This is a genomic window from Gillisella vitis, from assembly GCF_021559775.1.
Lineage (GTDB): Bacteria > Pseudomonadota > Alphaproteobacteria > Rhizobiales > Rhizobiaceae > Allorhizobium > Allorhizobium ampelinum.
Window position 1 is genome coordinate 1,266,810 of the sequence record NZ_CP056047.1, and the last position, 21,703, is coordinate 1,288,512.

The following is a 21,703-nucleotide window of genomic DNA, read 5'->3' on the forward strand; positions in this document are numbered from 1 at the left end:
CTAGGCAATGGCTCCGTTGACCGGCAGGATGACGGTCGCCGTAAAAACATGACGCTTTGATACATGTTTTCCCGCTCGCGTCAAAGCATCCCAGTTACAGGCCAGGTCCGTTGTCCAGTCGCGGTAATGTCATCAAAGTTTGGTGGAAGAAAGGACCTGCGGTTACTGAATTTTAACCAATTCCCGGCTTAACCTTGACGTCGTGTTAACCATGGCTGCGCGCTGATCGGTCACTTAAAGTTGACCCTCTGCTTTTCAAGCATTTTAGCATGGTTAACTTTCCAAAGCCGATGCAATCGGCTAGGGAACCGGCTAATATTCGGGGACCGACTTCGAATCCCGACCTTGACCTTTCTGAATGGGGAAAGCAGTTGCAGAAACCTTCACTGAACCGGGCGCTGATTGCAGTCCTCCTGACCACGTCCACGGTTGTGGCCGCCCTGCCGCAGACGGCGAGCGCCACGACCCTGATGGATCTGCTGCGTGGCAGGTCGGAGGAACGCCGCCAACCAGCGCCGGCGGAAATCATTCCCCAGGCCCAATTGCGCGATCCAGAGCCGATCCAGAAGGTCGCCGCACCTCGTTATTATGCCTATAAGGCCGAGAACAAGCGTGCGATCTCCATCAAGGCACCGGACATGCCGATCCCGGTTTTCGGTGAAGACCATGCCCTGGCCGTCGCTCATCTCGCCATGTCGCAGGTTAAAGTCGAAGCCACGCCCGACGTGGCGCAGGCTGTGGAAAACTATTATAACAACAAGGGCGCGCTGATCTGGGCCAGCGATACCGCCATCACCGACAAGGCGAAGTCGGCGGTTGCCGCCCTGGCAACGGCTGATACGGCAGGGCTTGAGCCAGCCGATTATGCGGTGAAAGTGCCTGATGGTCTCGATACCATGCCCGAAGACGCCCGCCGCCAGGCGTTGATGGCCTTCGAACTCAACCTTTCGGCCAAGATCCTGACCTATGTTCAGGACACAGTGCGCGGCAGGCTCGATCCGAACCGTATTTCAGGCTATCACGATTTCAAGCGCAAGACTGTCAATCTCGATCCGGTGCTGGATCTGGTGCGCTCCAGCCCGGATATCGCTGCCTATCTGCATGGCCGCGATCCGGCCAGCCCGCAATTCCAGGCGCTGAAGGCTGAGCTTGCCAAATTGGTGGCAGAGGCCAATCAGCAGCAGAGCAAGCCCGTAAAAATCAATCTGACCGGCGTTTTGAAGCCTGGCGGCAGCAATCCTGAGCTTGCCAATATCGTCGAAGGCATCAAGACCTATGGCAGCGACGCGCTGAAGACCGAGCATGCGCTGACGCTGACCGACTACACTGGCACGCCGGATTACACACCGGAACTGGTGGCGCTGGTCGAGAGCTACCAGAAGGAACGCGGTCTGAAACCGGATGGCGTCATTGGCCAGGCAACGGTCCGCACCATGGTCGGACATTCGAATGCCGAGAAGATCGAAAAGCTCGTGGTTGCCATGGAGCAATTGCGCTGGTTGCCTGCTGATCTGGGGCCGCGCTATGTGTTCATCAACCAGCCTGCTTTCGAGGCCTATTATTTCAACGACCGCCAGCAGCAGATTGCCATGAAGGTCGTGGTCGGTGCGCCGCAGCACCAGACCTTCTTCTTCCAGAACATGATCCAGACGGTGGAATTCAACCCTTATTGGGGCGTTCCGCGGTCGATCATCGTCAATGAAATGCTGCCGAAGCTGCGCCAGGACCCGAGCTATCTCGATCGTCTCGGCTATGAAGTCAGCTACAAGGGCCGCAAGGTGGCCTCTTCGCAGGTCGACTGGTACACGACAAGCGATGTCGATGTGCGCCAGCCGCCAAGCAGTGACAATGCGTTGGGCGACCTGAAGATCCTGTTCCCGAATGCCCATGCGATCTACATGCATGACACACCGGCGAAGAGCTTCTTCAAGCGCGATATGCGCGCGCTCAGCCACGGCTGTGTGCGTCTTGCCGAGCCCCGCGTCATGGCCGCAGCCGTGATGGGTACGACAGTTGAAGACATCGATGCACAGATTGCTTCCGGCCAGAACCGCGCCGTGCAGGTGCCGCAGAAGTTCCCTGTTTATGTCGCCTATTTCACTGCCTGGCCGGCTCGATCCGGTGCTGGATCTGGTGCGCTCCAGCCCGGATATCGCTGCCTATCTGCATGGCCGCGATCCGGCCAGCCCGCAATTCCAGGCGCTGAAGGCTGAGCTTGCCAAATTGGTGGCAGAGGCCAATCAGCAGCAGAGCAAGCCCGTAAAAATCAATCTGACCGGCGTTTTGAAGCCTGGCGGCAGCAATCCTGAGCTTGCCAATATCGTCGAAGGCATCAAGACCTATGGCAGCGACGCGCTGAAGACCGAGCATGCGCTGACGCTGACCGACTACACTGGCACGCCGGATTACACACCGGAACTGGTGGCGCTGGTCGAGAGCTACCAGAAGGAACGCGGTCTGAAACCGGATGGCGTCATTGGCCAGGCAACGGTCCGCACCATGGTCGGACATTCGAATGCCGAGAAGATCGAAAAGCTCGTGGTTGCCATGGAGCAATTGCGCTGGTTGCCTGCTGATCTGGGGCCGCGCTATGTGTTCATCAACCAGCCTGCTTTCGAGGCCTATTATTTCAACGACCGCCAGCAGCAGATTGCCATGAAGGTCGTGGTCGGTGCGCCGCAGCACCAGACCTTCTTCTTCCAGAACATGATCCAGACGGTGGAATTCAACCCTTATTGGGGCGTTCCGCGGTCGATCATCGTCAATGAAATGCTGCCGAAGCTGCGCCAGGACCCGAGCTATCTCGATCGTCTCGGCTATGAAGTCAGCTACAAGGGCCGCAAGGTGGCCTCTTCGCAGGTCGACTGGTACACGACAAGCGATGTCGATGTGCGCCAGCCGCCAAGCAGTGACAATGCGTTGGGCGACCTGAAGATCCTGTTCCCGAATGCCCATGCGATCTACATGCATGACACACCGGCGAAGAGCTTCTTCAAGCGCGATATGCGCGCGCTCAGCCACGGCTGTGTGCGTCTTGCCGAGCCCCGCGTCATGGCCGCAGCCGTGATGGGTACGACAGTTGAAGACATCGATGCACAGATTGCTTCCGGCCAGAACCGCGCCGTGCAGGTGCCGCAGAAGTTCCCTGTTTATGTCGCCTATTTCACTGCCTGGCCGGATAAGGATGGAGTGGTCCGCTATTACGACGACGTTTATGGCCGCGATGAAGCGACCCGCAAGGCCTTCGACGTGACATCGACCTCTCGCGGCGTGCAGAGCTGATAAGCTGTAAGCACAGCGTATAAGCAAAAGGCCCGGTCGATCCGGGCCTTTTGTGTTTTGGAATTTCAGTTGGTCTTGTTGAGGAGCCTGTCGACCAGATCCAAGGTCAATTCATTGAAATGTGTAATGATCGCATCGGGATCAAGGTCAGCGACCGGTACGTCCGAGTAGCCGAAAGGCACGGCGATGGATGGGATACCGGCATTGCGCGCCACCAGAATGTCGTTGCGGCTATCGCCGACCATGATAGCCCGGCGCGGGTCGCCGCCAGCCTTGGCGATGGTGCCGAGCAGATGACCGGCATCGGGCTTGCGCATCTCGAATGTATCACCGCCGGTAATGGCGGCGAACCGGTCCGTCAGGCTCAAGCCCTCAAGCAATGGCCGGGCAAGGCCCTCCATCTTGTTGGTGCAGACCGCCAGTCGGTGCCCTGCCTTGTCGAGCCGTTCCAGGGCGTTCAGCAGGCCGGGATAGGGCTGGCTTCTGCCGGGCATATGGTCTTTGTAATGGTCGATGAACCGTTCAAGCAGGGGCTGGAACGCATCCTCGGAAATCGGCTTGCCGCGCAGGCTGAAGGCCCGCTCGATCATCACCCGCGCACCGTGTCCGACCAGATGGCTGAGGTCCTCGGCCACCAGCGGCGCCAGATCGGCAGCGGCGATGGTATAGTTGAGGCTTGCCACGAGGTCCTCGGCCGTATCGATCAGGGTTCCATCCAGATCGAAGACAATAGTGGCGGGGGCGGCGTTGATTGCTGGGGACACGGGCTGACTTTCCATGATTTGCACTTTAAAGCCTTGGGTTTCGGGGGGCAGGGCTAAGGTTTTTCAGGGCGGAATGCAAGATTGGACGGCGTCGAAAGGGGCTTTCGTTTGGCTTGCGACCCGTGTAAACAGCGAGAACTTTCTGCGGAATGCTTGGCAAACCGACAAGGTTTGCTTCATTGACCAGTAGTTTCGAAAGGCCTTGGCCGAGTGTTGCAAGAGGAGTTGCGGGCAGCATGGACGTTCGTCAAATGAAGATCAAAGCCGCGGAACTGGCTTTGTCTTATGTCGAAAATGGGATGCGGCTTGGCATCGGCACCGGTTCGACCGCAGAGGAGTTCGTGCGGTTGCTGGCTGAAAAGGTCGCCGACGGTTTCAAGGTTCAAGGCGTGCCAACGTCGGAGCGCACCGCAAGGCTTTGCCTGGAACTGGGCGTGCCGCTGATGTCGCTCGATGAATTGCCGGAACTGGACCTAACCGTCGATGGCGCCGATGAGCTTGATCGTCACCTGACCCTGATCAAGGGCGGTGGCGGTGCGCTGCTGCGCGAAAAGATCGTTGCTGCCGCCTCGTCGCGGGTGATCGTCATTGCCGACGAAACAAAGCTGGTGGAGACGCTCGGCGCTTATCCGCTGCCCATCGAGATCAATGGATTCGGTGGCATTGCAACCCGGATCTCCATCGAAAAGGCTGCCGCCAAACTGGGCCTGTCGGGGACGATTGGCCTGCGCATGTCTGGTGACGATCTGTTTATGACAGATGGTGGGCATTATATTCTCGATGCTTCTTTTGGCCGCATTCCTGATGCAGTGGCCCTTTCTCAGGCATTGCATGCTATACCCGGGGTGGTGGAGCACGGTCTGTTCATCGGCATGGCATCGCTGGCCGTCGTTGCTGGCTCTGATGGTGCGCGGGTGATCGAGCCTGTGGCGTGATTGATACGGCGTGATAGCCGGATGGTCATGGTCTGGCGCAAGTTCACGTCCCGGCCATGTGCATCGATAATACCAATATGACAATTCAGCGCTGCCGTTGGAGGCGAGCGCTGGGGACACAAACAGGAGCATGAGTTTTATGAGCAAATATCAGGGTCTCGGTCGCCTTAATCTCGGTCACATGGTTGCCGGTGCGGTTATCGCAGCTTCGCTTCTGGCTGGTCCGGCCGCTCGCGCGCAGGATGTGACGGATGCGCAGATCGATACTGCCCGTCAGGCCATCACGGCGCTGGGCGTTACCAATGTATTCGACAATATCCTGCCGAATGTCGCCGCTCGGTTGAAGGCACAGCTCATCCAGGCTTATCCTAACCTTGAAGACCAGATCGACAAGACTGTTGACCAGCAGGCCATCGCGTTGGCTGCCCGCCGTGGCGATCTCGAAAAGGAAGCGGCAACGGTTTATGCCAAGTCGTTTACTCAGGAAGAGTTGAAGCAGATTGCGGCCTTCTTCTCCAGCCCGGCTGGCAAGAAGCTGATCAAGGACCAGCCGGTCGCCAATCGTGAGCTTGGCAAGTCCGCCGATATCTGGGCTGCCGGTGTGGCGCGTGATCTCGAAAAGAACACCAATGATGCACTGGTCAAGGTGGCCGGTGCACAGTTGAAGGCGCAGATGCCGGCTTCCGAACCGGCTCCGGCCCCGGCTGCTCCAGCACCCGCCCCGAAGCCTTGATCTGATAATACCGATTGAAGAAAAGCCCGGACTTGGTTCCGGGCTTTATCGTTGGGCCGGTCGGGAATGATCCAGCGGCATTCCGTTGTTGTTGTTATTATCCATTCCCATATAGGGGATGGATGATTTTATGGTTTTTGGCCAGCGGTCATCATTGTTCGCCAGTCCGGCCGATCTACTGAAATTTTCGAGGGACGCTTTGGCCGTCCGTCTTGCGGGAGTTTTCCATGTCATCATTCGATTATGATCTGTTCGTCATCGGCGGCGGCTCCGGCGGCGTGCGCAGCGCCCGGCTTGCGGCCTCCATGGGCAAGCGGGTGGCGATTGCCGAGGAATACCGGTTTGGCGGCACCTGCGTCATCAGGGGCTGCGTGCCGAAAAAGCTGTTCGTCTATGCATCGCAGTTCCACGAGCATTTCGAGGATGCGGCGGGATTTGGCTGGACGGTCGGTGAAAGCCATTTCGACTGGAAGAAGCTGATCGCGGCCAAGGACCAGGAAATCGAACGTCTGGAAGGCCTGTACAGGAAGGGTCTCAACAGCGCCGGTGCGGAATTGATCGAGAGCCGGGCGGAGCTGACTGGCCCCAATCGCGTCCGTCTGCTGGCGACCGGACGGGAAGTGACGGCCGAACGGATCATCATAGCGGTCGGCGGCTCTGCCAATGCGCATGCCTCCTTGCCGGGGCATGAGCTGTGCATCACCTCCAATGAAGCCTTCCATCTGGAGGCGTTGCCCCGCTCGATCGTGATTGCCGGTGGCGGTTATATCGCTGTGGAATTTGCCAATATCTTCCATGGTCTCGGCGTCGATACGACGCTGATCTATCGTGGCAAGGAAATTCTGTCGCGCTTCGACCAGGATATCCGCCGTGGCCTGCACCAGGCCATGGAAGCCAAGGGCATTCGTATTCTCTGCACGGATGTGATCGAGGACGTCGAGAAGATGGCCGCAGGTGGCCTTTCTGTCCGCACCCGCAATAATGGGGTGATTTCTGCTGAAACGGTCATGCTGGCTTTGGGCCGCGATCCCTATACCAAGGGCCTCGGTCTCGAGACGGCGGGTGTTGCTGTCAATGAGCGCGGTGCCATCATCGTCGATCAATACTCACGCACCAACGTGCCGGGCATTTTTGCATTGGGTGACGTGACGGACCGGGTGCAGTTGACACCGGTGGCGATCCATGAGGCCATGTGTTTCATCGAGACGGAATACAAAAACAATCCGACCTCGCCGGATCATGATCTGATCGCCACGGCGGTCTTTTCGCAGCCGGAAATAGGCACGGTCGGCATGACCGAGGAAGAGGCGGCCCGCACGTTCCCGGAAATCGAGATCTACAAGGCCGAATTCCGGCCGATGAAGGCCACCCTGTCGGGACGCACCGAAAAAGTGATCATGAAGCTGGTCGTCAATGCGGCTGACCGAAAAGTGGTCGGCGCCCATATTCTGGGTCATGACGCTGGTGAAATGGCGCAATTGCTTGGCATTACCCTCAAGGCGGGCTGCACCAAGGACGATTTTGATCGCACGATGGCCGTGCATCCGACCGCGTCCGAGGAGCTGGTCACCATGTATAACCCGAGTTACCGGGTCAGAAATGGCGAGCGGGTTTAAAAATCATCAATCCCCCTTAAGATACAGGGAGGCAGGTTACTGCTTCCCTGTTGTCCAAAATCCTTGCAGGATGGTTTTCACCTATGGAAGGCCGATTTGACAGCAAGGTATTGCTTTTCAAGCTTCCATTAAGCGTTTATAAGCCGCCAATCCGAGCGGCCCGCAGGCATGGCCGCGTTTTGTTTAGGTGAAGACGATGGCGCAGAATTGGACCCCGACAAGCTGGAGGCAGAAGCCGATCAAGCAGGCTCCGGCCTATCCGGACCAGGCCGCATTGGCCGCAGCAGAGAAAAAGCTGGCCACTTATCCGCCGCTGGTCTTTGCTGGTGAGGCGCGCCGGTTGAAAAAGGCACTTGCCAATGTGGCTGATGGCAACGGCTTCCTGCTTCAGGGCGGCGATTGTGCCGAAAGCTTTGCCGAACACGGCGCCGACACAATCCGCGACTTCTTCCGCGCCTTCCTGCAGATGGCTGTCGTCCTGACCTTTGGTGCCCAGCTTCCGGTCGTCAAGGTCGGCCGCATCGCTGGCCAGTTCGCCAAGCCGCGCTCGTCGGATTTCGAGCGTCAGGGCGATGTCGAGTTGCCGAGCTACCGTGGCGATATCATCAATGGCATCGATTTCACCGAAGAGTCTCGCGTTCCCGATCCGCATCGTCAGTTGATGGCCTATCGCCAGTCAGCCGCGACGCTGAACCTGCTGCGCGCTTTCGCCATGGGTGGCTATGCCAATCTCGAAAACGTTCATCAATGGATGCTGGGCTTCGTCAAGGACAGCCCGCAGGCAGAGCGTTACCGCAAGCTTGCCGACCGGATTTCCGAGACCATGGATTTCATGAAGGCGGTCGGCATCACGGCGGAAACCAATGCCAGCCTGCGCGAAACCGATTTCTTCACCAGCCATGAAGCGCTGCTTCTCGGCTATGAAGAGGCGCTGACCCGAGTCGATTCGACATCTGGCGATCATTACGCCACATCAGGCCACATGATCTGGATTGGCGACCGTACCCGTCAGGCCGATCATGCCCATATCGAATATTGCCGCGGCATTAAGAACCCGCTGGGTCTCAAATGCGGCCCGTCGCTTCAGGCTGACGATCTTCTCAACCTGATCGACATTCTAAATCCGCAGAATGAAGCGGGTCGTCTGACGTTAATCTGCCGCTTCGGCCACGACAAGGTTGCCGACCATCTGCCGCGCCTGATCCGCGCGGTGGAGCGGGAAGGGCGCAAGGTCGTATGGTCCTGCGATCCGATGCATGGCAACACCATCACGCTCAATCACTACAAGACCCGGCCCTTTGACCGGATCCTGTCGGAAGTGGAAAGCTTCTTCCAGATACACCGGGCCGAAGGCTCGCATCCAGGCGGCATCCATATCGAGATGACCGGCAACGACGTGACCGAATGCACCGGTGGCGCACGCGCCGTTTCCGCTGAAGATTTGCAGGATCGCTACCATACCCATTGCGACCCGCGTCTCAATGCGGACCAGGCGCTGGAACTGGCCTTCCTTCTGGCCGAGCGCATGAAGGGCGGACGAGACGAGAAGCGGCTGAGATCAATCGGGGCCTGATCGTTTAGGCTCAAACCAAAAACCCGTCACGGCATGAACTGCCCCCGAAAGTTGGACATCAACCTTTCCGGGGCAGTTCACGGAGTGACGGTTTTTTATTGACCGAAGAGAGCCGAGCAGTCGCCGTTGGGATTAACGGCAAAAGCTTGCCCGTCAGGATAGTTGGGTTTCGCCGATCTGGCAGAGGATGTGCTCTCTCTCGAAGGCGATATGGCGTCGCAGCCCTTCAAAGAAGCCCCGCAGCATGTAGCCCACGGCCTCCATGTTGACTTCGCGACCGCTGCCGAGTTTGAGCAGGGCATCCGTCAGTTCCTCGGCAAAACACTCATCTTCGCAATGCTCGAAGCGCAACCGGTTCAGCGTCTCGTGCATGCCGCTGCCGCTGCGCGTCGATGTTTCGAGCCAGGGAAACAGGATGCTTTCCTCATAGTGATGGACGCCCTTGATGAGCGGGGTCAGCGCCTTGGCCGCGTAGATGCATTTCTGCCGGTTGATAGTGTTCGGCAGCGAATCGGCGATCTCTTCCAGCTCGGCGCATAGCGCCATTTGCTCCCCATGGGCATGATGCAGCCATTCCAGACTGGTCTCACATGGCGGCAAAGCAAGGGGCCGAGCGTCTCTGGTTTTCGGAAAGCCCGTCTTGTCCAAATTGCTCTGCATTCCGCATCTCCTTCTATTGCCGGCCCGGCACATGCGTAGGGCGTTATTGACAAGCGCGAAGGTGTGAGCCACATCTCCGCCCTGCACGAATGCCGAATATCTCAAATGCATCATGGGCTTGAGATGTCCGGAAATGAAATGCCAGGGCCATTTTTAAAAGAGCCATGGTCGTCGGTCGCAGCGCCGGGCTCTGAACATGGCAACACGGCATCGTGCAAGGGCGCGAAAAATCCCGCCTTGAAGACCGTTTCCCGATCAGGATGCTAACGCGCACTGAAAGGGTCACTCAAGAAACGCCAGAGACCCTTTCCAGGCCATCCGTTGCTCCGCCGCAACTGCCGGTTCGCAATGTCTCCGCATCGGATGCTTGTCCGATGCCTGCGACACAATGCCATTGCCGTCCTTTATATATCGCCGCCTTTGCATGGACTGCCTTGATTTGAATCAAGGTTGCAGAGGCTGCGGAATGTCAAACAGAGACTCGACGCAGAAGTCTATCCATCCGGCAGGCGGCATGGCGCGGCGAGCAAGACTGCTTTTCCTCGAAATGCAAAACGCTCTATCTCGCTGTTTTTACGTACTTTTGCTGGAAATAATCTGGCGCTGTCAGAAAAACGTTCCGGCAACGGAATGGCTTTTCTCATGGAGCGACTGCGCAAACCACAAATCAGGGCGGAACCCTTCCCTTAAGGAGGGGCCGTGCCGACACAAAGCCGTTGGGGGATGCCAACAATGAATTATACTTTCGAGACCATGGTTTTGGCCATTCTGGCCTTTGCCGCGCTGCTCGGGGCGGGTTTCGCCTATGACAGCCTGTTTGCTGCCCATATGTGGGTGGCCTTTTTCGTGCTTCTGGGGGCGACGGTCGTCATGTTGCGCCATATCCGGTTTGCGCCGGTGACGGCTGGCGTGTCGAGTCGTGCAGCGGCGCAACCCAAGTCTGAATATTTCGACGAGGTCATCCGCTATGGCGTCATCGCCACGGTGTTCTGGGGTGTGATCGGCTTTCTTGTCGGGCTGGTCATCGCCTTGCAACTGGCCTTTCCCGATCTGAATTTCGGCCCCTGGCTGAATTTCGGGCGGCTGCGGCCATTGCACACGTCTGCCGTGATTTTTGCCTTTGGCGGCAATGCCCTGATCATTACATCGTTTTATGTGGTGCAGCGCACGTGTCGCAGCCGTTTGTTCGGCGGCACGCTCGGCTGGTTCGTGTTCTGGGGCTATAATTTCTTCATCGTCATGGCTGCCACCGGCTATCTGCTCGGGATCACCCAGGGCCGTGAATATGCGGAACCCGAATGGTATGTCGATATCTGGCTGACAATTGTCTGGGTCGCCTATCTCATTGCCTTTTTGGGCACGATCCTGACTCGCAAGGAGCCGCATATTTATGTGGCGAACTGGTTCTATCTGGCCTTCATCGTCACCATTGCCATGCTGCATATCGTCAACAATCTGGCGATCCCGGTCTCCTTCCTCGGCGTCAAGAGCTATTCAGCCTTCTCCGGCGTGCAGGATGCGCTGACGCAATGGTGGTACGGGCATAATGCCGTCGGCTTCTTCCTGACGGCAGGCTTCCTGGGCATGATGTACTATTTCGTGCCCAAACAGGCCGGTCGCCCGGTCTATTCCTACCGGCTGTCGATCATCCACTTCTGGGCGCTGATCTTCATGTATATCTGGGCCGGTCCGCATCACCTGCATTATACAGCTCTGCCCGATTGGGCGCAGACGCTGGGCATGGTGTTCTCGATCATGCTTTGGATGCCATCCTGGGGCGGGATGATCAACGGACTGATGACGCTTTCGGGTGCCTGGGACAAGATCCGTACCGATCCGATCATCCGGATGATGGTCATGGCCATCGCCTTCTACGGCATGTCTACCTTCGAAGGCCCGATGATGTCGATCAAGACGGTCAATTCGCTCAGCCATTATACCGAATGGACCATTGGTCACGTTCACTCCGGCGCACTCGGCTGGGTTGGCATGATCACCTTCGGCGCGATCTACTACCTGACGCCCAAGCTCTGGCACCGCGACCGTCTCTATTCGATGCGGATGGTCAACTGGCACTTCTGGCTCGCCACGCTCGGCATCGTCGTCTATGCCGCCGTGCTTTGGGTTGCTGGTATACAGCAGGGCTTGATGTGGCGTGAATACGATGCGCAGGGCTTCCTGGTCTATTCCTTCGCGGAAACCGTCAAGGCCATGTTCCCCTACTATGTCATGCGCGCCGTCGGCGGCGGGCTCTATCTCGCCGGCAGCCTGGTCATGGCCTGGAACATCACCATGACCATTCTCGGCCACCAGCGCAACGAGGCGCCTCTTGCAGGTTCGGCCATGGCGCCTGTCCTGCAACCGGCGGAGTAAGGAGGGCACCATGTCCATTCTCGATAAACACAAAATCATCGAAAAAAATGCCAGCCTGCTGCTTTTGGGTTCGCTGCTGGTGGTTGCGATAGGCGGTATCGTCGAAATCGCACCGCTGTTCTATCTCCAGAACACCATCGAAAAGGTGGAGGGCATGCGGCCCTACTCGCCGCTCGAGTTGGCCGGTCGCGACATCTACATCCGCGAAGGCTGTTACCTCTGCCACAGCCAGATGATCCGGCCGTTCCGTGACGAAGTGGAACGTTACGGTCATTACTCCCTGGCGGCGGAATCGATGTACGACCATCCGTTCCAATGGGGTTCCAAGCGCACCGGGCCGGATCTGGCCCGGGTCGGGGATCGCTACTCGAACGATTGGCATGTCCAGCACCTGAGCGATCCGCGCTCGGTCGTGCCGGAATCGATCATGCCGAAATACGCGTTCCTGAAAGAGACGCCGCTGAAGATCACCAATGTCTCCATGGATCTGAAGGTCAACAGCGAAGTCGGCGTGCCCTATACCCAGGACATGATCGACAATGCCAAGGCCGATCTGGCTGCCCAGGCGGACCCGAATGCCGATACCACGGCATTGCTGGCCCGCTATCCCAAGGCGAAAGTCGGCGATTTCGACGGCAACCCGGCGGTTCTGTCCGAAATGGACGCGCTGATCGCTTATCTGCAAATGATCGGCACTTTGGTGGACTTCACCAAATATGACGACGCAACCGGCTACCGTTGAGGAGGGCGTCATGGAAGGAACCGAAATCTATACGGCCATGCGCCATTTCGCCGACAGCTGGGGCATGCTCGCCATGCTGCTGTTTTTCGCGGGCGCCATTCTCTTCGTCTTTCGTCCGGGCGCCAAAGAGCGGGCGGAAGATGCTGCCTCTATCCCCTTGCGGGAGGACTGATCATGTCTGACAAACACATTGACGAAATCAGCGGTGTCGAAACCACGGGTCATGAATGGGACGGCATCCGCGAGCTGAACAACCCGATGCCGCGTTGGTGGGTCTATACCTTCTACGCCACCATCGTCTGGGCGATCGGCTATACGGTGGTCTATCCGGCCTGGCCGATGCTCTCCACCAATACCAAGGGCCTGTTCGGTTACACCAACCGTGCCGCTGTCACCGCCGAGCTTGCAGAGGCCAAGGCAGCGCAATCGGTGTTTACCGACAAGATCGCCGCCCTGCCGATCAAGGATATCCTGGCCGATAAGGATCTGACCGAATTCGCCACCGCTGGTGGTGCTGCGGCCTTCAAGGTCAATTGTACCCCCTGTCACGGTTCTGGTGCGGCCGGTGGCCCCGGCTATCCGAACCTGAACGACGATGACTGGCTGTGGGGCGGCAGTGTGGATGCCATCTACACGACGCTGCAACACGGTATTCGCTACACGAGCGATCCGGAAACCCGGGCGTCGGAAATGCCGGCCTTCGCCGACATCCTGAAGCCCGAGGAAATCCGTCAGGTCTCCGCCTATGTCGTCAGCCTTACGGGCAAGCCGTCCAACGACGCATTGGTTGCGCCTGGAAAGCAGGTCTTCATGGACAATTGTGTTGCCTGCCACGGTGAAAAGGCCGAGGGCAACCGCGATCTCGGTGCGCCCAATCTCGGCGACGCCATTTGGCTGAAGGTCAACGGCGAGCAGGAGATCATCCAGCAGGTGGCTCATCCCAAGCATGGCGTCATGCCCGGATGGTCAGCGCGTCTAGGCGATACGACAGTCAAGGAACTGACCGTCTACGTCCACTCACTCGGCGGCGGGGAGTGATAAAGAGCCGCCGGGGCTCAATAGTTCCGGCGGCTCTCCTTTGATCTAGCAGGAAGATGGGTTTAGCGAAGGCAGGCTAGGTACAGCATCATCCCAATTGCAGCTTTGTGCCCGATATTAGACACTGTCCGACCAGACAGCCAGTTCATAGCCATCCAGGTCACGGAAGTGAAATCGCCGACCGCCGGGAAAGGGAAAGATCGGGCGGGTGATCGTGCCGCCTGCGCTTTCCACGCTGCTCAAGGCCTGTTCCAAATCATCGGCAAACAGGATGACGAGCGGCCCGCCGGTTGCCGAGACCGGGGCCGTCGTGGTAAATCCACCTTTCAGCCGACCATCGTTGAATTCGGCATAATCCGGTCCGTAATCGGTAAAGGACCAGCCAAAGGCCGTGGCGTAGAATTGTTTTGAGGCCGAAATGTCGCGCACGTTGAATTCGATATAATCAATTTGATCGTTGCGTTGCGTCATGCTCGACCATCTCCCTTGGATTGTGTTTTCCTGCTGCCCAATCCCTTAAACCGGTTGCGGTTTAAGGCGAAAATTATGCGGCACTACAAAGGCGCTAAAGTGAACTCTAACGCACTCATAGGATGCATTGAGTGCGTGACGGCTCCCGTGACGCATAATTATAAGACGTGGCACAATTTTTAACTGCATTGTTCATTATTTCTTACCGAAAAGGCGCAATCTTAGCGCCAAGCTCGTAAAAACACAATTATTGCGCCTAGTTTGAAGAATGAGATAGTCTTGTTTTCAGAAACTGCGGATCAAAAAGCATTTTTGCTGTCGTCTGCCCATAAGGCGCGGGCGTCCATGGCATTGCATGGCAGCGGAACAGCGGCAGTTTACAATGTGATGGCTGGGCTATCCACGTCCATTCTGCTTCTGGCCGAGGCGAATAACGTGAGTGTCGTTGTCGGCTGGATGACAGCGTTGGCTGTCGCGACGTTATTTCGCTTCCTGTTGTCGCGCCATCTGCTGCACCGTCACTATGCCTCTTCCAATCCGGATGACGTGCTTCGGCTGATGTGCATCACGGCCTGTCTGCAAGGGATCGTCTGGGCTCTACTGCCGACAGCGGTGGTCGATATGGACTTGCTGGGCCGTGATGCGTCTATTCTGGTGGTTATCGGCGGTCTGGTGGCGACAGCCATGTTCCGCCAGGCCGGCACCAGTCAGGTCGCCTTCAGCTACTGTATTCCGATGATTTTAGCGATATTGTGGAATTTCGCGATTCATGGTGGCATCATTGCGACCGTCTCCACGTTTAATTTCATCGTATTGGCCATATTCATGTCGCATCTGCTGTTGAAGGCGGACAGGACATTTATGGAAAGCGAAATGGCCAAGCTGAGCAGCCAGGCCGCGACGCAATCGCTGACCATTGCCAATGAGGACATTCACCACAAGAATTTGCGGCTGGAGGTTCTGGCCAACGGTGATCCCGTGACGGGGCTGTTCAACAGGATCTACTTCAATGGACGACTCGCGGGGGAAATTGCTGCTGCCAAAGTCGGAAACCGGGAAATTGGCCTGTTATTGGTCAATGTCGATCGGTTCAAGCTGATCAACGATGCTTTTGGTCATCGCGGTGGAGACCAGTTTCTGGCGATCCTGGGGCAGAGGTTGAAAAATGCCGCCGGTGGTGATGCCGTCACAGCCCGGATCAGCGGTGATGAATTTGCAATTCTGTTGCGGAACGGCGACGTGCGGCAGGATTGCCGAGCGCTTGCTGAGACCGTTATCGCCGCGTCTATGGTTCCTATTGCCGTCCATGGCACTCAGGTCAGTCCTGGTTTGAGCGCCGGGATTGCGTTTTTTCCCGACCATGCGGAAAATGGTGACGGGCTGTTTACCTGTGCCAGCATGGCTTTATCGGATGCCAAGCAGGACGGTCGCGGTCAATTGCGGGAATTCGATCATCAGATCAAACAGCGCATCGATCGCCAACGGCGTATCGAGCAGGACCTGCCGGCAGCACTTCGCGACACTGCGCTTGAGACCTGGTTCCAGCCACAGGTCGATCTCGCGACGGGCAAGATCGTCGGTTTCGAGGCGCTGGTTCGCTGGTTCCATCCAGAGTTCGGGGCGATTGCCCCGCCTGAAATCGTCAATGCCGCCCAGGCCATGCAGATGTGTGAGGCGTTGACCGGTTTCGTGACAGAAAATATCTGCCAGCTGCTCAACAGGCTGAAAGAGCTAGGCATGCCGGAGACGGCTGTCGCCTTGAACGTATCGCCGCGCGAATTTGCGCTCTATGACGTATCAGTCATGCTGGACCGGATTACCACTGCCTATGGTGTCAGTCGGAACCTTCTGGAAGTGGAGATTACCGAGGAAACCATTCTGGATCCGGCGGTCGCGGGTGAACAACTGACCCGGCTTGAAAATAGCGGCTATAAACTGACGGTAGATGATTTCGGCATGGGATACTCGTCCTTGGCCTATTTGATCAGCCTGAAGATCACCCGGTTGAAGATCGATCGCAGTTTTGTCACCGGTATCAGTAATTCTCCAAAGAACAAGGCGCTTGTTGTCGCCCTGGTTGGTCTCGGCCGCGCACTGGGTGTTGATATCGTTGCGGAGGGCGTAGAAACGGTGGCGGATGCCAGGACATTGACCGAAATCGGCTGCACGATAGGCCAGGGCTATCATTTCTCCCGGCCTATGCCCGCCGATATGCTGCCCAAATGGCTCGACTTTAAAAAAAAGCAACTGAGTGAGAAAAAATCACGGCGCGCCGTGGCCTGAGGGAGGCCAGTCAGGGACATGATCCCTTGGTTTTTCCGAGAATGCCAAGGGATAAAAACTTTAGCGAAATTGTTGCTTTTTTGTTCTGATTTTCGTCTGGCGCACTTCACTTTGCCTGCGGTCTTATCCATATTCGGACCATGGCCAGATCTCCGAAAAAATCTCCCGTCCGTAACAATGACAACCCATCGCAGGATGAGGCAGGATCGCCGTATGCCGGTGGGTTTGAAGAGGCACCGCAGGCAGCTTTTGAAGGAGCGCCCTTGAGCGGGAGTGTCGCAGATTGGGTGAAGCAGCTGGAAGCGGAAGCGGAAGCCGGGGGGATTGAAAGCCAACGGGAACTCGCCTCCAAGGCTGGCAAGCATCGCAAGAAGATCGAAATCGAAGCGCGCAGGCATGCCGAAAAGATAGCGCTTGAGAAGAGCACGGGCCGCAAGACTGGGGCCGCCGACCCCGTAAAGGCCGGTCGCACTGCCAAGGCCAAGAGCGAAGACGGCGGCAGCGCCATGCGCACCTCACGCGGCGTGTCGATCGGCGCATCTTCCGATCCGGCCACGCGCGCCGCTGCCGGTCTTAATCCTGTTTCTGGCATGGACACGTCGCTTGAAGACGCGCAGAGCCTTGCCCCCGGCGCTGTGACGGCGACCGTAGAGGCGCTGTCAGCGCTGATTGAAAGCGGCAATCCGCTGTTCAAGGGTGGTAAGATCTGGGCGCCGCATCGGCCCGCCAGGCCGGAAAAGTCCGAGGGGGGAATCCCGATCCGCATGGTGTCGGATTACGAACCGGCGGGCGATCAGCCAACGGCAATCAAGGATCTGGTGGAAGGCATCAATGCCGGGGAGCGCAGTCAGGTTCTGCTCGGCGTAACCGGCTCCGGCAAGACCTTCACCATGGCCAAGGTGATCGAGGCGACCCAGCGGCCAGCGGTGATTCTGGCGCCGAACAAGACGCTGGCGGCCCAGCTCTATTCGGAATTCAAGCATTTTTTCCCCGACAATGCGGTGGAATATTTCGTTTCCTACTACGATTACTATCAGCCGGAAGCCTATGTGCCGCGTTCGGATACGTTTATCGAGAAGGAAAGCTCGATCAACGAGCAGATCGACCGTATGCGCCATGCAGCCACCCGCGCCATCCTGGAGCGCGACGATTGCATTATCGTCGCCTCGGTGTCCTGCATCTACGGTATCGGCTCGGTCGAAACCTATACGGCGATGACCTTCCAGATGTCGGTCGGCGACCGGATCGATCAGCGGCAATTGCTGGCCGACCTCGTGGCCCAGCAATACAAGCGGCAGGACATCAATTTCGTGCGCGGCTCTTTCCGGGTGCGGGGCGATACGATTGAAATCTTCCCCGCCCACTTGGAGGATGCCGCCTGGCGGATTTCGATGTTTGGCGATGAAATTGATGCAATTACCGAATTCGATCCGCTGACCGGCCACAAGACCGGCGATATGAAGTCGGTGAAGATCTATGCCAATTCGCACTATGTCACGCCGCGCCCGACGCTGAACGGGGCGATCAAGGCGATCAAGGAGGAGTTGAAGCAGCGGCTGGCGGAGTTGGAAAAGGGCGGGCGGCTGCTGGAGGCGCAAAGGTTGGAGCAGCGGACCCGCTACGATATCGAAATGATGGAAGCGACCGGCGCCTGCGCTGGCATTGAAAACTATTCGCGCTACCTGACGGGCCGCGCACCAGGCGAACCGCCGCCGACGCTGTTCGAATATATTCCCGATAATGCCTTGCTGTTCATCGATGAAAGCCATGTCTCCGTCAGCCAGATCGGCGGCATGTATCGTGGCGACTTCAGGCGCAAGGCGACGTTGGCCGAATACGGCTTCCGGCTGCCCTCCTGCATGGATAACCGGCCATTGCGATTTGAGGAATGGGACGCCATGCGTCCACCAACCGTTGCGGTTTCGGCGACGCCCGGCAGTTGGGAGCTGGAGCAATCGGGCGGCGTGTTTGCCGAGCAGGTTATTCGTCCAACCGGCCTGATCGATCCGCCGGTCGAAGTGCGCTCCGCCAAGACCCAGGTTGATGATGTCTTGGGCGAGATCAAGGAAACCTCGCTTAAGGGCTATCGCACGCTGGTAACGGTGCTGACCAAGCGCATGGCCGAAGACCTGACGGAATATCTGCATGAGCAGGGCGTGCGGGTGCGCTATATGCATTCGGATATCGACACGCTGGAACGCATCGAAATCCTGCGTGATCTCAGGCTCGGTGCCTTCGATGTGCTGGTTGGTATCAACCTGTTGCGCGAGGGGCTGGACATTCCTGAATGCGGCTTCGTCGCCATTCTCGACGCCGACAAGGAAGGCTTCCTGCGCTCGGAAACTTCGCTGATCCAGACCATTGGCCGTGCGGCGCGTAATGTCGATGGCAAGGTCATTCTCTATGCGGACCAGATCACCGGCTCCATGCGGCGTGCCATGGACGAGACGTCGCGCCGCCGGGAAAAGCAGGTGGCTTACAATCTCGAACACGGGATCACGCCGGAATCGGTCAAGTCAAAAATTTCCGACATTCTCGATTCGGTCTATGAGCGCGACCATGTGCGTGCCGACATTTCCGGGGCAAGCGGCAAGGGCTTTGCCGCCGGCGGTCATCTGGTCGGCAACAATCTCCAAGCCCATCTTTCGGCGCTGGAAAAGCAGATGCGCGATGCCGCCGCCGATCTCGATTTCGAAACCGCAGCCCGTTTGCGCGACGAAATCAAGCGTTTGAAAGAAGTCGAACTGGCCAGCATGGGTGATCCCGGCGAAAAGGCAGCGGCCCGGGCGCAAGAGCAAGCGGTGGCAGGCCAGCCTGCTAGCGGTGCAACCGATGTTTCCCGTCAGGATTCCAGTGAAACTGGCTCCTATTTCGCCAAGCCATCCCTGGATGACATGGGTCCTGGCACGGACACGGCCAAGCCACTGTTTCGCAAGAACAGCCTGGATGAAATGACTGTTGGGCGGACGGAAAAGCCTGTTCCCGGCAAGCTTCCTGAAAAGCCGGTTCCGAAAATCGGCGATTCCAAAATCGACGATCCACGCCCCATCGTTCGCGCCAAATCTGGGGTCGGTTCCTATGAAGATGCCGGGGATCAGAAACGCAAGACACGCACCAAGGGGAAAACTGGCAAGCCGGGACGGTGAATTAAGTTGTATTTTCCGGTCCGAAAATTCGTAAAAACAAATAGATAGAGAAACGCGGTGTCTCCGTGAGGCATTAAAGGTCTCTAAATTTTGTTAGAAAACGTAAAAACCGTTGACACATCTCCAGATAGATGAAAACAGGATTCAACCGAAAAGCCCCCCTTTCGGTTGAATCCTATAGCATCGTGTAAAAACCCAAACCGGTACGATGCTATAGGATCTAGCTTGCGCGGCGGTTGTTTCCGAAATTCTGTCCCAAACCTTTGTCGATTATCTCAACGCAATTGGTCAACGCTCGCCGAGGGTGAGCGCCACACCTTCACCGCGTGGGTCGTGAGCGCCTGCCAGGCTGCCATCTGGGGCGATGGCGATAACGCCTGCCTGGCCCGCGATTGGACTTTGCGGCTCAATGGGTGCGATCTGGTGGCCGAGATCGGCGAGACGATCGAGGACGGGCTGGCCGCAATCGGCTTCGATTTTCAAACTGTCGCGGCTGTCGGAAAATGTTTTGCCCAGTAAGAACCGTGGTCCGGCCAAGGCTTGCGCCGGAGGTTGCGCATAATCGATCAGCCGTGTCAGCAGCATGGCCAGGGTCTGCGGTTGGCCGTCTGCACCTTGGGTACCATAGATCAGGGCCGGTTTGCCGTCGCGTAGTGCAAGTCCCGGGTTGAGGGTATAAAACGGTCTTTTTCCCGGTTGCAGGAAATTCGGGCTTTTCGGATCAAGCGAGAAGGCCGCACCCCGGTTTTGCCAGAGAATGCCGGTATCGCCGACGACAACGCCGCTGCCCCAATCGAAATAAGTGCTTTGCAACGTGCTGACGCTTTGTCCCGCAGCGTCAGTCGCGCCGAAGAACACCGTGTCCCCGGTTCGGTAGGGATGCGGCCAGTCCAGCGCCCGGTCTGGGTTGATGGCCCTGGCTGCCTGTTGCAATCGTTCTGCCGACAGCCATTCCCGCACGGGTTGATTGGCAAAATCCGGATCGGCGATCCGGTCGCGGGTCAGGAAAGCCTGTTTCACCGCCTCAACCACCAGATGCAGATGCTGGGCGCTGCCGGGGGTGAGGGCGGACAGGTCGAAATGCTGGAGAATGCCCATGATCGCAAGAGTGGAGATCCCTTGTGTCGGCGGCGGCGGCGCGAGAAGCTCCAGCCCGCGATAGGATAGACGCGCCGGTTCCACCTGCCGCGTGCGTGTGGCTGTCAGATCGGCAAGGGTTATTGGCGACCCAACGGCCCGAAGCCCATCGGCGATACGCTGGGCCAGGGTGCCTTGGTGAAAACTGCGCGCACCATGGCTGGCAATATCCACCAGGGAGCGGGCCAGCTCTGGCTGGCGAAAGACCTCTCCCGTGGCAAAGGGTTGTCCATTGTTGAAAAACAGGTTGATGAAGCCCGGCCAGTCGGCTAGCACATCCTTGCGCATATCGAGCCAGAATCCTTGCGAGCGGCTGACCGGAAAACCGTGTTGCGCATGATGAATGGCATCCTGCAACAGGTCGCCGAACACCTGTTTGCCACCCCAATACTCAATGGAATAGCGGTGAACGGTCTCCCAGGCATCAACAGTGGCGGCGGTGGTCAGGGTCGAAAGCGGACCGCGCAGCGGAATACTGTCACCGGTAAATTCCGGTAGCTTTGCGGCTGCCTGACCGATCCCCATAAAACAAGTCTGGCGACCTTGCCGGTCGGCCAGAATCCAGACTGAGTCGCCGCCCAGGCCGCAGAAATGCGGGTAGACGACGGCCATGGCGGCGGCCATGGCGATGGCGGCTTCCGCTGCCGTGCCGCCACGCTCCAGAACAGCCAGTCCGGCAGCGCTTGCCAGGGGATGCGGGCTGGTGACCATTCCAGAGTCAGGGCCGGAAGCAGCGTGTGTCGTGGGGGAAATGGTATGAGATGCAGAGGGCATGGGTACGTTCCGGCAAGAGGCGGGGAATAATCAACCCCAAGCCTGACACGGAACACCAAATTACCGCAATCCTGACTTTGCTTTAAACCTCGCCTCCGGCCAGGAAATACGCCATGATCCGACCCGTATTTTACCTGTCTGTTTGGCCGTGCGATTGCCCATCTGTCTGAAAGCCG

The 21,703-nt window shown here is 57.8% G+C and carries 17 protein-coding genes; 12 read left to right on the forward strand and 5 right to left on the reverse strand.

What is annotated here, in order from left to right; translation table 11 throughout:
- The first annotated feature begins 371 nt into the window (after nt 1-371).
- Nucleotides 372-2,213 carry a L,D-transpeptidase family protein gene (locus AVCG78_RS05990; RefSeq protein WP_457548420.1) on the forward strand — a complete coding sequence of 614 codons (1,842 nt, stop codon included), beginning with the start codon at nt 372-374 and terminating at the stop codon, nt 2,211-2,213.
- Entirely contained in the window at nt 2,095-3,282 is a 1,188-nt protein-coding gene (locus AVCG78_RS27450) for a L,D-transpeptidase family protein (RefSeq protein WP_174096753.1), read from the forward strand. The genes AVCG78_RS05990 and AVCG78_RS27450 overlap by 119 nt, the downstream gene beginning before the upstream one ends.
- Before the next feature lie 65 nt (nt 3,283-3,347).
- Here AVCG78_RS27450 and AVCG78_RS06000 read toward each other — a convergent pair whose 3' ends face one another.
- On the reverse strand, nt 3,348-4,061 hold the full coding sequence (locus AVCG78_RS06000) for an HAD family hydrolase (RefSeq protein WP_071206724.1): 714 nt from the start codon (nt 4,059-4,061) through the stop codon (nt 3,348-3,350).
- Nucleotides 4,062-4,282: 221 nt separating this feature from the next.
- Between AVCG78_RS06000 and rpiA the strand changes: the two genes are divergently transcribed.
- From rpiA to AVCG78_RS06020, 4 genes are all read left to right on the forward strand, one after another.
- Nucleotides 4,283-4,981, forward strand: coding sequence for a ribose-5-phosphate isomerase RpiA (gene rpiA, locus AVCG78_RS06005; protein ID WP_015915906.1), 699 nt, complete (start codon nt 4,283-4,285; stop codon nt 4,979-4,981).
- A gap of 139 nt (nt 4,982-5,120) precedes the next feature.
- The gene (locus tag AVCG78_RS06010) at nt 5,121-5,714 is read left to right on the forward strand and encodes a DUF2059 domain-containing protein (RefSeq protein ID WP_071585096.1); all 594 of its coding nucleotides are present in this window, start codon (nt 5,121-5,123) and stop codon (nt 5,712-5,714) included.
- Nucleotides 5,715-5,941: 227 nt separating this feature from the next.
- Nucleotides 5,942-7,330 carry a glutathione-disulfide reductase gene (gene gor, locus AVCG78_RS06015; protein WP_071206722.1) on the forward strand — a complete coding sequence of 463 codons (1,389 nt, stop codon included), beginning with the start codon at nt 5,942-5,944 and terminating at the stop codon, nt 7,328-7,330.
- 196 nt (nt 7,331-7,526) lie between these two features.
- Nucleotides 7,527-8,903, forward strand: coding sequence for a class II 3-deoxy-7-phosphoheptulonate synthase (locus tag AVCG78_RS06020; protein ID WP_071206721.1), 1,377 nt, complete (start codon nt 7,527-7,529; stop codon nt 8,901-8,903).
- Nucleotides 8,904-9,056: 153 nt separating this feature from the next.
- Here AVCG78_RS06020 and AVCG78_RS06025 read toward each other — a convergent pair whose 3' ends face one another.
- Both AVCG78_RS06025 and AVCG78_RS06030 read right to left on the reverse strand, forming a co-directional pair.
- Nucleotides 9,057-9,563 (reverse strand): hemerythrin domain-containing protein, encoded by a 507-nt coding sequence (locus AVCG78_RS06025; RefSeq protein ID WP_071206720.1) that lies wholly within the window; start codon nt 9,561-9,563, stop codon nt 9,057-9,059.
- 494 nt (nt 9,564-10,057) lie between these two features.
- The gene (locus tag AVCG78_RS06030; protein WP_156553207.1) at nt 10,058-10,207 is read right to left on the reverse strand and encodes a hypothetical protein; all 150 of its coding nucleotides are present in this window, start codon (nt 10,205-10,207) and stop codon (nt 10,058-10,060) included.
- A gap of 88 nt (nt 10,208-10,295) precedes the next feature.
- On the opposite strand from AVCG78_RS06030, the gene ccoN reads away from it, so the two are divergent.
- The 4 genes from ccoN to ccoP are packed head-to-tail and all read left to right on the forward strand — an operon-like array spanning nt 10,296 to nt 13,716.
- Nucleotides 10,296-11,936 carry a cytochrome-c oxidase, cbb3-type subunit I gene (gene ccoN / locus AVCG78_RS06035; protein WP_071206719.1) on the forward strand — a complete coding sequence of 547 codons (1,641 nt, stop codon included), beginning with the start codon at nt 10,296-10,298 and terminating at the stop codon, nt 11,934-11,936.
- A gap of 10 nt (nt 11,937-11,946) precedes the next feature.
- Complete coding sequence (gene ccoO / locus AVCG78_RS06040) at nt 11,947-12,678, forward strand: cytochrome-c oxidase, cbb3-type subunit II (protein ID WP_070150883.1); 732 nt, start codon at nt 11,947-11,949, stop codon at nt 12,676-12,678.
- 10 nt (nt 12,679-12,688) lie between these two features.
- Nucleotides 12,689-12,850 (forward strand): cbb3-type cytochrome c oxidase subunit 3, encoded by a 162-nt coding sequence (locus tag AVCG78_RS06045; RefSeq protein ID WP_049777167.1) that lies wholly within the window; start codon nt 12,689-12,691, stop codon nt 12,848-12,850.
- Nucleotides 12,851-12,852: 2 nt separating this feature from the next.
- Complete coding sequence (ccoP, locus tag AVCG78_RS06050) at nt 12,853-13,716, forward strand: cytochrome-c oxidase, cbb3-type subunit III (RefSeq protein WP_071206718.1); 864 nt, start codon at nt 12,853-12,855, stop codon at nt 13,714-13,716.
- A gap of 117 nt (nt 13,717-13,833) precedes the next feature.
- Here the strand turns inward: ccoP and AVCG78_RS06055 are convergent, their stop codons facing one another.
- Complete coding sequence (locus tag AVCG78_RS06055) at nt 13,834-14,187, reverse strand: VOC family protein (protein ID WP_071206717.1); 354 nt, start codon at nt 14,185-14,187, stop codon at nt 13,834-13,836.
- Nucleotides 14,188-14,532: 345 nt separating this feature from the next.
- On the opposite strand from AVCG78_RS06055, the gene AVCG78_RS06060 reads away from it, so the two are divergent.
- Entirely contained in the window at nt 14,533-16,470 is a 1,938-nt protein-coding gene (locus AVCG78_RS06060) for a putative bifunctional diguanylate cyclase/phosphodiesterase (RefSeq protein ID WP_139191562.1), read from the forward strand.
- A gap of 140 nt (nt 16,471-16,610) precedes the next feature.
- Complete coding sequence (gene uvrB, locus AVCG78_RS06065; protein ID WP_071206715.1) at nt 16,611-19,616, forward strand: excinuclease ABC subunit UvrB; 3,006 nt, start codon at nt 16,611-16,613, stop codon at nt 19,614-19,616.
- A 288-nt stretch (nt 19,617-19,904) separates the two neighbouring features.
- Here the strand turns inward: uvrB and AVCG78_RS06070 are convergent, their stop codons facing one another.
- On the reverse strand, nt 19,905-21,464 hold the full coding sequence (locus AVCG78_RS06070) for a gamma-glutamyltransferase family protein (protein WP_071585097.1): 1,560 nt from the start codon (nt 21,462-21,464) through the stop codon (nt 19,905-19,907).
- Nucleotides 21,465-21,703: the final 239 nt, after the last annotated feature.

Excerpts from the sequence above, each read along its gene's own strand:
- AVCG78_RS06045 (WP_049777167.1), top strand. The coding sequence starts at position 12,689 with ATGGAAGGAACCGAAATCTATACGGCCATGCGCCATTTCGCCGACAGC.
- rpiA (WP_015915906.1), top strand. The coding sequence starts at position 4,283 with ATGGACGTTCGTCAAATGAAGATCAAAGCCGCGGAACTGGCTTTGTCT.
- AVCG78_RS06030 (WP_156553207.1), bottom strand. The coding sequence starts at position 10,207 with ATGAGAAAAGCCATTCCGTTGCCGGAACGTTTTTCTGACAGCGCCAGA.
- AVCG78_RS06025 (WP_071206720.1), bottom strand. The coding sequence starts at position 9,563 with ATGCAGAGCAATTTGGACAAGACGGGCTTTCCGAAAACCAGAGACGCT.
- AVCG78_RS06060 (WP_139191562.1), top strand. The coding sequence starts at position 14,533 with ATGGCATTGCATGGCAGCGGAACAGCGGCAGTTTACAATGTGATGGCT.
- AVCG78_RS06000 (WP_071206724.1), bottom strand. The coding sequence starts at position 4,061 with ATGGAAAGTCAGCCCGTGTCCCCAGCAATCAACGCCGCCCCCGCCACT.
- AVCG78_RS06020 (WP_071206721.1), top strand. The coding sequence starts at position 7,527 with ATGGCGCAGAATTGGACCCCGACAAGCTGGAGGCAGAAGCCGATCAAG.
- ccoP (WP_071206718.1), top strand. The coding sequence starts at position 12,853 with ATGTCTGACAAACACATTGACGAAATCAGCGGTGTCGAAACCACGGGT.
- ccoN (WP_071206719.1), top strand. The coding sequence starts at position 10,296 with ATGAATTATACTTTCGAGACCATGGTTTTGGCCATTCTGGCCTTTGCC.
- gor (WP_071206722.1), top strand. The coding sequence starts at position 5,942 with ATGTCATCATTCGATTATGATCTGTTCGTCATCGGCGGCGGCTCCGGC.
- ccoO (WP_070150883.1), top strand. The coding sequence starts at position 11,947 with ATGTCCATTCTCGATAAACACAAAATCATCGAAAAAAATGCCAGCCTG.
- uvrB (WP_071206715.1), top strand. The coding sequence starts at position 16,611 with ATGGCCAGATCTCCGAAAAAATCTCCCGTCCGTAACAATGACAACCCA.
- AVCG78_RS06010 (WP_071585096.1), top strand. The coding sequence starts at position 5,121 with ATGAGCAAATATCAGGGTCTCGGTCGCCTTAATCTCGGTCACATGGTT.
- AVCG78_RS06055 (WP_071206717.1), bottom strand. The coding sequence starts at position 14,187 with ATGACGCAACGCAACGATCAAATTGATTATATCGAATTCAACGTGCGC.
- AVCG78_RS06070 (WP_071585097.1), bottom strand. The coding sequence starts at position 21,464 with ATGGTCACCAGCCCGCATCCCCTGGCAAGCGCTGCCGGACTGGCTGTT.